At 66.2% G+C, this 474-nt stretch carries 1 protein-coding gene; it reads left to right on the top strand.

Translation table 11 applies throughout. The features are described 5' to 3' along the window. Window positions 1-474 (top strand): hypothetical protein (locus tag AACY49_RS30705; protein ID WP_339528053.1); only part of this gene is annotated, 474 nt, incomplete at both ends.

Consider the following 474-nt stretch of genomic DNA (forward strand, 5'->3'; position numbering starts at 1 on the left):
CGGTAATTATCCGGTGACTGCGCAAGCGCTCCGCGCGGGCGATGATCCGATGCGCCCCTTCCTCGCCTTCCGCCTGCCGACGCTCGCGGTGGTACAGGCCGCGCTGCCGCCCCCCGTCACCATGCTGCTGCTCTATGCGCTGGTCGCGGGAGTGGTGTTCGCCTGGTATCGACAATTGCGGTCGGCTTTTGCCCGTCCGGCAGCGGTGTGGGTCGCGATGGCGTTGCTGGCGGGGGGGCTGATCGCCTTCGTGCAAGCCGACCTCGCCTGTTTTCACGAGATTTGGGCGGGATTGCTGATCGCACTGTCGCTCGCCGTGCGGCGCGAGAGCAAGTGGATCGAGGCGGTCGCGATCGGGCTGATCGCAATGCTGATCCGGGAAAGCGCTGCGCTCTACGTCGGTATCATGGCAGTGTTCGCCTTTGCCGAGGGCCACCGCAAGGAAGCGATCGGCTGGACATCGACGCTGGGGGT

It is taken from the genome of Pseudomonas sp. EL_65y_Pfl2_R96, assembly GCF_963970905.1.
Classification (GTDB): Bacteria; Pseudomonadota; Gammaproteobacteria; order Pseudomonadales; family Pseudomonadaceae; genus Aquipseudomonas.